This is a genomic window from Xenorhabdus stockiae (assembly GCF_002632825.1).
Classification (GTDB): Bacteria; Pseudomonadota; Gammaproteobacteria; order Enterobacterales; family Enterobacteriaceae; genus Xenorhabdus; species Xenorhabdus stockiae.
The window spans coordinates 1-8,937 of record NZ_NJAJ01000064.1 but is presented as its reverse complement, the minus strand read 5'-3'; the positions used below and the strand labels follow the sequence as shown (position 1 = coordinate 8,937).

At 40.1% G+C, this 8,937-nt stretch carries 13 protein-coding genes and 1 pseudogene; 7 read left to right on the top strand and 7 right to left on the bottom strand.

Annotation, left to right across the window (positions count from 1 at the left end; genetic code table 11):
- The first annotated feature begins 622 nt into the window (after positions 1 to 622).
- Positions 623 to 1,552 carry a DUF6731 family protein gene (locus tag Xsto_RS19310; protein ID WP_099126134.1) on the top strand — a complete coding sequence of 310 codons (930 nt, stop codon included), beginning with the start codon at positions 623 to 625 and terminating at the stop codon, positions 1,550 to 1,552.
- 28 nt (positions 1,553 to 1,580) lie between these two features.
- Positions 1,581 to 2,027: a hypothetical protein gene (locus Xsto_RS21705; protein WP_169926700.1), complete on the top strand. Its 447-nt coding sequence runs from the start codon at positions 1,581 to 1,583 to the stop codon at positions 2,025 to 2,027.
- Between the two features lie 31 nt (positions 2,028 to 2,058).
- Here the strand turns inward: Xsto_RS21705 and Xsto_RS19300 are convergent, their stop codons facing one another.
- The 7 genes from Xsto_RS19300 to Xsto_RS19270 all read right to left on the bottom strand — a co-directional run bounded on the left by Xsto_RS19300 (position 2,059) and on the right by Xsto_RS19270 (position 6,384).
- A complete protein-coding gene (locus Xsto_RS19300) occupies positions 2,059 to 2,409 on the bottom strand; it encodes an antiterminator Q family protein (RefSeq protein ID WP_099126132.1) in 351 nt (116 codons plus the stop codon).
- Entirely contained in the window at positions 2,402 to 3,265 is an 864-nt protein-coding gene (locus Xsto_RS19295; RefSeq protein WP_169926701.1) for a helix-turn-helix domain-containing protein, read from the bottom strand. Before Xsto_RS19295 ends, Xsto_RS19300 begins: the two co-directional genes overlap by 8 nt.
- A gap of 52 nt (positions 3,266 to 3,317) precedes the next feature.
- Positions 3,318 to 3,584, bottom strand: a complete 267-nt coding sequence (locus Xsto_RS19290) for a hypothetical protein (RefSeq protein WP_099126130.1) — start codon at positions 3,582 to 3,584, stop codon at positions 3,318 to 3,320.
- Positions 3,581 to 4,969 carry a replicative DNA helicase gene (locus tag Xsto_RS19285; RefSeq protein ID WP_099126129.1) on the bottom strand — a complete coding sequence of 463 codons (1,389 nt, stop codon included), beginning with the start codon at positions 4,967 to 4,969 and terminating at the stop codon, positions 3,581 to 3,583. The genes Xsto_RS19290 and Xsto_RS19285 overlap by 4 nt, the downstream gene beginning before the upstream one ends.
- Positions 4,962 to 5,813, bottom strand: coding sequence for a replication protein (locus Xsto_RS19280; protein ID WP_422646219.1), 852 nt, complete (start codon positions 5,811 to 5,813; stop codon positions 4,962 to 4,964). The genes Xsto_RS19285 and Xsto_RS19280 overlap by 8 nt, the downstream gene beginning before the upstream one ends.
- Positions 5,806 to 5,994: a hypothetical protein gene (locus Xsto_RS19275; protein ID WP_099126128.1), complete on the bottom strand. Its 189-nt coding sequence runs from the start codon at positions 5,992 to 5,994 to the stop codon at positions 5,806 to 5,808. The genes Xsto_RS19280 and Xsto_RS19275 overlap by 8 nt, the downstream gene beginning before the upstream one ends.
- A gap of 123 nt (positions 5,995 to 6,117) precedes the next feature.
- Complete coding sequence (locus Xsto_RS19270; RefSeq protein ID WP_099126127.1) at positions 6,118 to 6,384, bottom strand: helix-turn-helix transcriptional regulator; 267 nt, start codon at positions 6,382 to 6,384, stop codon at positions 6,118 to 6,120.
- Positions 6,385 to 6,481: 97 nt separating this feature from the next.
- Between Xsto_RS19270 and Xsto_RS22630 the strand changes: the two are divergent.
- The 5 genes and pseudogenes from Xsto_RS22630 to Xsto_RS19260 all read left to right on the top strand — a co-directional run.
- Positions 6,482 to 6,646 (top strand): annotated as a pseudogene (locus tag Xsto_RS22630) (helix-turn-helix transcriptional regulator); the annotation flags it as partial.
- Positions 6,647 to 6,760: 114 nt separating this feature from the next.
- A complete protein-coding gene (locus Xsto_RS19265; protein ID WP_244590462.1) occupies positions 6,761 to 7,477 on the top strand; it encodes a LexA family transcriptional regulator in 717 nt (238 codons plus the stop codon).
- Positions 7,478 to 7,731: 254 nt separating this feature from the next.
- Positions 7,732 to 7,905: a hypothetical protein gene (locus Xsto_RS21700; protein WP_169926699.1), complete on the top strand. Its 174-nt coding sequence runs from the start codon at positions 7,732 to 7,734 to the stop codon at positions 7,903 to 7,905.
- An 83-nt stretch (positions 7,906 to 7,988) separates the two neighbouring features.
- Positions 7,989 to 8,150: a host cell division inhibitor Icd-like protein gene (locus Xsto_RS21265; RefSeq protein ID WP_141554545.1), complete on the top strand. Its 162-nt coding sequence runs from the start codon at positions 7,989 to 7,991 to the stop codon at positions 8,148 to 8,150.
- 233 nt (positions 8,151 to 8,383) lie between these two features.
- Positions 8,384 to 8,623, top strand: a complete 240-nt coding sequence (locus Xsto_RS19260; protein ID WP_099126126.1) for a hypothetical protein — start codon at positions 8,384 to 8,386, stop codon at positions 8,621 to 8,623.
- The last annotated feature ends 314 nt before the right edge of the window (positions 8,624 to 8,937 follow it).

Genomic DNA, 8,937 nt, shown 5'->3' with positions numbered 1-8,937 from the left:
AAACACCTCACTTTATTATTCGTTAAAGGTCATTTCATCCTACTGCTAACTAGCCAGTTAATATTACTGAGGTCAGGTTCTTATCTCAATTGAATAGCCTGTAACAGAATCAATACGCCTTAAAATAAGGTGGCGCATGATAAAGTTTGTCTGTTAGTCGAGTGCGTGATTCAGTGAGGTGTATATTTGAAGTTTGGTACTGGTATGGGCTTAATCCGTGGCGATCAGCATGTTGACCTAAACGCCTAAAATCACACTTAATATATTGATTTAACTACAATATAGGCGTTGACCACCCCTATTCTAACCACTTAAATTTATTCCTACTACGCCATTGGCTGACCGCTCACGCGATTAAAGTCTCATTCACCCCCGTGCGGCGAGATTTTAACAAGTGTGAACGGTCAGCAAATGACATAGATGGTTGTCTAGGATATTACTTTTGACGCAAACAAAAAACCCCGCGAGTGCGAGGTCTGAAATTAATAAGCTGTGTGACATTGCTATCACTCTTATCACAATAGCAGCATTTTTGCGTACGCGTTAGTGGAATTTAAAATTTATCGTTGTAAAGTTTAAAAATCTATTATGAAATTATTGATAGTTTTCTAGGAATATGCGGATGACTGCAAAAAAAATCAGTAAAACACGAACAATAAGGGTTGGTTTTTTTACAAGTGATCATGACAGAGGTAATGGGATCCCTAGTGCCAATCTTGCCTTTGATCAAATATACAATGATACAAATGAAACTTTACCTAAAGCTTATTACTCAACCAAAATTAGTAATAACCTTAAAATTGTATTATTGGAAAAAGATGAAAAAGTAAACTTTTACTTTGGTTATATATCTCACTCTAGGGATACACTTCTTCCTTTTATTGAAGACAGTGAAACAAGGAGTGAAAGATCCATACCTTTAGGAGAAAAAGACTGGATTACAGAGAGAACGTATTTTTTGTACTACTACCAAAATGATATTTTAGTTTTATCATTGAACCATCTAGGCCCAAAAGCCAACGATTTAGCATCTTTGCTCCGTGAAAAAATAGAGTCTCAAATTTATTTTGAAGCAATATGGAAAGAAGATAGCATGAAAGAGCTACTTGAAAATAATAGCATCCTTCGTAGCTGTGATCTTACAATTGCAGCTCCCAGAAATTTCAATGCAGCAAACTATAATCTTGAAAATAATTTATCAAAACAAATAATTTCAATGGTTTCCGGTTTAGGTGGCTCTCATTTAAAGTTATATTTGCGAGGTAGAGCAAGGCCGAAAAACAAAGGATTTAGTTACTTATCTCAAGATATAAAATCAAGCATAAGAGAACTATTGGAATTATTTTCCATCGGTTCCGGCGGACTGAAAATCAAAAAGGCTGAGATCACGGAACCCTCTGACCCCAAACCAAAAAGCCTTTTAGAGCAGGTTCTAGTTGCAAAAAAAAGAATTAATGTAATAGGTGCTTACCTTTCTGATTCCGATATCAGGACAGCTATGATTTCAGCTAAAATTGAATACAAAAACTATATTTCCCAATATGAATCTTAGAGAATAAACCTCAATAGAAGGATGGCTAATGAAAAAAATTAGTGTTATTTTAAAAATGTTATTACTATTAGTCATCACTATTATTAGTGGTAAATTATTTAAGCCTATACCACACGTAGAAATATTAACCATAGCAGGTGTGTTATCAACAATATCAGGTATTTTATTTGGCTTTGTGTTGGCTTCAATATCTATCTTTAGTAATGGAGACAACAGGAAAGACAGCGCCATTAGTGCATTAAAAAGAAATAACATCTTGCCTGCAATAATAAATAAATTATTATCTACCGGATTTACTCTTATATTGGCTTGTTTATTCCCTATGATAGCTATGTTCCTGTCTCCCAAGTTGGAAATATTAGGCAGACCTATTGATTATATCTTTCTGATTCTGGGGTTTTCTTTTTTTATCTTATCATTAATTACATTTATTAATTGCTGGAGGAAGCTAAAAATCATATTCCCATCACTCTAAATGAGAGAGGAAAAACCTCTCTCACTATTATTTAAGAGGTATGAATCACACAAAATACTCCATTAATAAATCCTTCCGCCATTTGGATTTCTTTCCGCACAGTTCCATCTGAGCACTTTCGCCATTTCGCTATCTTTCTCAGTGAAATACCATATACGTAATGCAATATAACTAGCTCGTATTCATCGGGACGATGCTTTTTGAGTCTGGCGACACAACCATCAACCATGATTCCTTCATCATCTGTACATTGGAGGCGTGATTTACTGGTGTATGGTAGCAATCCTTTAAAACCTGCGGCTATTGGCGACCAATCTACATCGCTATTGTCTGCTGCCGCCCATGCTCCCCAGCGTTCCAATACCATCTGAATATCACGCATCTGCACACTCTCCCACCAGATTGAGGATAATCCTGTCGGTCAGCGCACGATCATGGAACCGCTCTTCCCCTAATACCCACTTACAAACCTCAATCGCTTCCTGACGACTCACAGGCTGAATGGTGGCGAGTTTCTTTTCGATATACTCTTCCCGGTCATAGATATAGTACCGATCAGCATCACCGAATCCGTCCGGATACAACTCTTTATCCGCCACATTGCGCATCTGATATAACCAGCTCCAATACAGACACTCACGGACCACATCAGACAAGGTGTGCGGTTCAGGTAGCTGCTCGGCAAAGCCTTTTGCTGTAGCCTGACGCAATTTCTCAGTTTCGATAATGCGATCACCATGCATACACCCTTCCGCCAACTCCTTTTCATTCCAGTAGTAGCCGGACTCATAAATTTCAGCTAGCTCACCGACCAGCATTAATTTTTCCGGCTCGGTCAGTTCCAACGCTGCTTCATAAGTAGCAAAAACCCCCCTGACCTGACTGGCTTTCTCAACCTGTGCTTTCGCCCGATCAAGGTAGCTTTGCGGGTTATCCATGCCGATAGAGCCAAAAGCAACCTGAAACGGGTGCGCACCGGTTTTCATCAGATAGTCAGAATATTTCTGCTGCGCCTCTTTCGGGGTTATTTTAAGTTTTTTCAGTGCGGCTTCAGCGGCCTCAAAGTGGGCAGGTTCATTGGTCTTAATGACCGCCAATACCCACAGGTAAGCATCTACCTGTTTGTTACCCGTGATCTTACGCTGAACGGGTAGCGGTTTGACCGTGGCTAGTTCAGTGCTGTAAGTCGGTTCAGGAATAGTAAAAAGTGCTTTGTGTACTAAGTTGTCCGTCATTATGCTGCCTCTCACGGCTTGATGACTATAATGTTTAGTTTGTATGGTTTCGTCTTCACATCAGCTGTGTTTCTGAAACTTTTCCGTCATCATCCATTGGGTAGAATGCGCTCAATTCATACTCCCAGCCATTATCAGTAGCACCATCTTCATACTTAAAAGAGAAAGTGAACAAATAATCTCCCTCCCTTTTTATTTCTGGCGCGAGTCGCATAAATCCCTCCAGATCTTTTAGTTCATCAATGACCGTTTCACCTTCCACATAACAAATGAATGGATGAATTTCTTTTTGATAATGGACTTTTAAGGTAATCTTCCTCATACATTTGCTCCTTTAGCAAAACGTTTGTGTGGCTTGTTATCGGTGTTCTGGCAGACTTTGGCGGCCTCTTCCTGATCAACCGAAACAAAGTGACCATTACGGAATCGTTGGTAAACCGTACCAAGCTGACCAAACCTGTTTTTGGTGACGATAATTTCTGCGTAGGGTGCAGCGGGGGAATTTTCTTCGTATACGGCCTCACGATACAACATAATGATGCTGTCCGCGTCCTGCTCAACACTGCCAGAATCGCGCAAATCTGCATTTACCGGGCGTTTATTGGTGCGCTTCTCAACATCACGAGACAATTGGCTTAAGGCAATAACTGGAGTATGAGTGTCTTTTGCCAACCGCTTTAAACTGGCTGAAATATGGGCGACTGCCAGATCATTTCGCTCTGCCTTTGGCTTATCAATTAGACCTAAATAATCCACCATGATAAGAGACAGTGCCGGATGTGCTTTCTTGTGACGCTTAGCAATAGACATTATTTGCTCGACCGTTAGCTTACTCGCATCAACAACCCATACATCTAACCCTTGCAGCCTGCCAATACCGCCTGCCACTCTCGCCCAGCCTTCGTCGTCCATTCTGGCGGGGTTTCGCAAGGCTGAGACAGCCAGACTGGATGCACCCGCTAACTGACGTTCAATAATCTGCTGAGAGTCCATTTCCATTGAGAAAATCAACACGCCGCGCTTCTGGTCAGTGCCGGTGACTTTCTGACTTGCGACACCCTCCGCGACTTTCAGAGCGAACTCTGTTTTACCCATGCCGGGACGGGCAGCAACAATCACCAGATCGACCGGGTTGATACCGCCTGTTATCTCGTCCAGCTCATCAATGCCGGTCTTCAAGGTATCGGACTGCTCGCCGTTCTTGAGTCGCTTTTCCAGTACTTCGGTGTAATCGTCTAATAACTCAGAAACATGCAATGGCCTGATTTCATCGCGTGGCTTTCGAACTTCCATTGCCTGAGAGATAAACCAATCCATCGACTCCGCCGCATTCTCAATCGTGCCAGTCAAAATGCGCTCTCTGGCTTCGTCCATCAGCTCAATCATTTTCCTGCGTTCATGATTGGCTGAAACCATGTTTGCATAGCCTTTCAGGTTAGCAGCACTGGGACAATTTTTAGCTATCACCATGACGTTGACGAAGTGATCTTCTCCCATTGCATCAGCTACCATCAGAGAATCAATCATCCCTCGCGTTTTTGCTTGTGAGCGAATGATCCTGAACATCTCACGGTAGAATCTTGAGTGAAACACTTCCGGTTCTAGCGTTGCCAGTACGTCGCTGGCATCCTGTGATAACCCGCTAATCAGCAAGCCGCCAATCACGCTGGCTTCGTACTCATGGTAGTTTTCGATATAATCAGTCATCACCTTTCCCCGCAAATTTCCCTTCACGAACGCCTGTCAGCGTTGTTTCTCTTAGCAAAAAATCAATATCAGCCGTCCAGCCCCGATTACTCTCCCCGAAGTAAAATGGTCGAGCCATGCCAACAAATGCCCTGACGTAAGCTCTCCAACCGTTAACATTCGGAGTGGCTAGCTTTGGAATGATTTTATTTAAGGCTCTTTGGCGCTTGGTATTGGCCTCCACAGCGTGAGGGAGTCTGTCACCGACCTCTTCGTTGTAAGCATTGAGATATTCGTCGTAGTTGATTTTTGGGGTAGGTTTTCGCTTTTTAGGTTTAGCAACCTCATCCACATTCCCCTCGTGAGGGGTAAGGGGTGTATTATTATCTTTCTTTTCTTTTGTAATAGTTTCTTTTGTGTGTCCCTGTTTTGGTGACAACCCTGTCACGCTTTTGGTGACACTTTTTGTCACGGTTTTGGTGACAAAGTCACTATTCTGGTGACAGTCTGGAATTTCCCATTCAGAAAGGTTCTTGTTTGGCCCTATCATCATTCCAACTTTTACTATCACTTTCATGTTGATAAGCTCGTTCTTTGCCTTGTTTACTTTCTGTCTTGGTAGTCTGGTTAACTGGCTCAGCTGACTATCTGAAATTCTGTCCACTTTTTTATTGAAGCCGTATGTTTTTCTGCAAATAGCATGAGCGACTTTAGCTTGGTTTCTGGTTAGATTTGCTCCAATTAATTCTTCATAGAGATTATTTGCAAGCTTCGTATATCCATCGTCTATATTGGCCACTCGACTCTCCATCTCAAAGGTTGCTGGCCTCAACTGAATGACGTTATTTAATGCCGGGCTACCCATTTGCAACCTCCGGTCTGAAGGTTCCGAGAATTTCGTTGAATTGATCTACCGAAAAATCTTCTTTAAGGAGATCTTCAAGAAATTGGTTTGGAATGAAGGTAAATCCGTCTTCTTTTGGCAAGTGCAGCAAAAGCTCTTTAGCTCTCCGCTTGTAATCCTCAATTTTTATAACGTTACACATGACACCCTCCAGACAACTTTTATCGATGTTCTTTTTGTAACCTTCCCAGTATCTCCTGTATCCATGTGCCATCGTCAGGGTCAAAATGCGATAGCATGGTCACTTTGGTGTAATCAGGAAACATCACTCCCTCTCAGGTGGCGGGAAGACTTTAGGCAGATCAGGGCGTAGTTCGTGGGCTTGAACGACTTCATCTGCAAAAAGTTGATCCAGACTGCATTTCACCCCTTTTTCCTCCAGAGCATGAATTAATCTTTTAGAAATAATTATGTCTGGTACTCTAATTCCTGTTTCATAATGGCTGATGGCAGAAGGTGTTAATCCAACTAACTCAGCTAAATCCTTTTGTTTTAGCTTTGCTATTTTTCTGTATTTTTTTATCGAGTTCATAATTTTCCTCCATGGTGAGGATAATATACGCCATTGTGTGTATAATCAATACATAATGTATATTGAGATATTCATAAATCAAAAAGAGAATTAATACATGAAAGAAATATGGTATGAGCTGGCAAAGTCCAGAATGAGAAAATTAGGGATATCCCAAGAAAGACTGGCTGAATCTTTGGATGTTACCCAAGGAGCGATTGGACATTGGCTAAACGGAAGGAGGATACCCTCTGTTGAAGTGATTATGGCGTTAATGAAAGCTATAGGACTTGATAATGTTAGTTTTGATTCAAAAGGCCTAGTAACTCACGCAGAAGAAAGCGAACCAACACTAAACGCTCATTTTGATATCGATCATAGAAATAAAACTAATCTTTTGAAAGATAGACTAAAAACCATCCTATTCAGAGAAAAATTGAACCAAAGAGAGTTAGCAGGATTATTAAATGTTAGCGCTCAAACGGTAAATAACTGGTTGAGTAGGAATTCTATTAGCAGGGAGGCGGCGCAAGATATCAGTGAACAGCTTGGATATTCTCTTGACTGGCTTTTAAATGGCGTTGGTGAACCAAAACTAAGTGATGCATCAAGGCATCATCCTGCATCAGAAATCCCTCCAGAAAGTGAGTGGACAACTATCGCGCCATGGGATAGCGAAACCCCATTAGATGGCGATGAAGTAGAAGTTCCGTTCTTAAAAGATATTGAATTTGCGTGTGGCAGCGGTAAATGCGTAGATATGGATTACAACGGCTTTAAGTTAAGGTTCTCTAAAGCAACATTAAGACGAATTGGTGCACCCAGTGATGGCTCCACAATCCTTTGTTTTCCTGCGAGAGGCGATAGTATGGGGCCAATAATACCAGATGGTGCAACTGTAGCTATCGACACAGCAAACAAAAATATTATTGACGGAAAGATTTATGCGATTGAGCAAGATGGATTAAAGAGAATCAAATGCTTGCATCGAAAACCGGGTGGAAAGTTACTTATCCGAAGTTATAACCGCGATGAGTACGAAGATGAGATAACCGACCAGAATGACGTAAATATTATCGGGAAGATATTTTGGTACGCTGTAATGCTTAACTGAACGCCCTGCCTTTTTTACATCGCTTATCGTTTTATATAACCCTCATGTTGAGGGTTTTTTTATACTCTTTAACTTATTTATGTGATGAAAAGCACATTTATAACATTATCCTCAAAGAGATTATCCTTAAAAATCAATTAACTAAGAATGACTGTGTATTTTAAGCATAAATACTTGTTGATCCATCTAAATACAATACGTATTATTTGTACACACATAGAATGAATCGTGTTAGTTTTTTTTGAGGGCACCTTATGTTAACCAAAACTAAAGAAATTGAAAAAAAAGCAGCTCAATCCAGCACTATATTAGCAATGTTATCTAAACATAATAAAACAATGGAGCCTACGGATATTGCTGTCTTGATAGATTTAGCTAGCGAACTCAGTGCTGACATATCTAGCTGGTTTCTTGAAGAGGAGAATTAAAACCATTTAGCAATTAAATAGGGATTATAGAGTGAATTTATTATTTCCGATGAACAATAATTTAAATTTACAACAGGCAAACCATGAAGATTTTTCTATTCGCTGCAATTGAGCGCGCCAACAAAGAGCAAACACGTCCTATATGCGTTAAAGCTCAGGCGCTCAATGAACAAGAAGCAAAAAGGTTATTAGCTCCCGTATATGTAATCTATGGCTGGATGGGGCAAATAGTTAATAAACAATAAGGCCAATCAACATGAAAACAAAAATATCAGCTGTTGATAAAATCCGTTTACAAAATGCACTAGATATTAATGCAGAAATGGAAGTTTTACTAATACGATTATTGCCAGAATTAAAAAAGTTCATTAAGGATGATAGTTACTTTTCGTTACGAACATTAAAGCGATTATTAACCTGTTAATTTGAAGATCTTACTGAATTAAATAATAACTTCGAATAAAGTTTAGGGTGGAATATGTCAAACAAACTACAAACCGCCGTCGAAATTGCAGAAGAGATTAAATTACAATTAATTCCAATGATGGTGGAAATTGAAAATGAAGGTGAAGAAGATACATATATAATGTGTCGAGGGATTTACCGCCAAATGAAAGGATTAATTGAAAATTTAAAAGAAGTCTCAGGGGGGGGGGTAATCAGGGAAATAATAATGAATCTCTGTGTAACAAATTGGAAGTTAGCGCGAGTAAAGTAGAAGGACTGAGAGCATATATTGCTTTATTACTCGAAAATGAAAGTGATGATCAAAGCGCTCACTTACTTAGTATAGCTTTAGATATAGCTTTCGGAATAGGTAAAGAAATAGCTCAAGTCAGAGGCTTGGAATATTAATAAACAACAATGAGAAATTATTATGACAACATTAAAACCCATAGAAGTTGCCACTAATGCTGACGTCGTGATTGAAACACGTGAAGTCTATGTTGTTGACGGTGCTAGCCGGGCTTATTTAAGTGAAAGTGCGGCACTGAATAAATTAGCTTATGTTCGTGCGCAAGAGCAATTCGA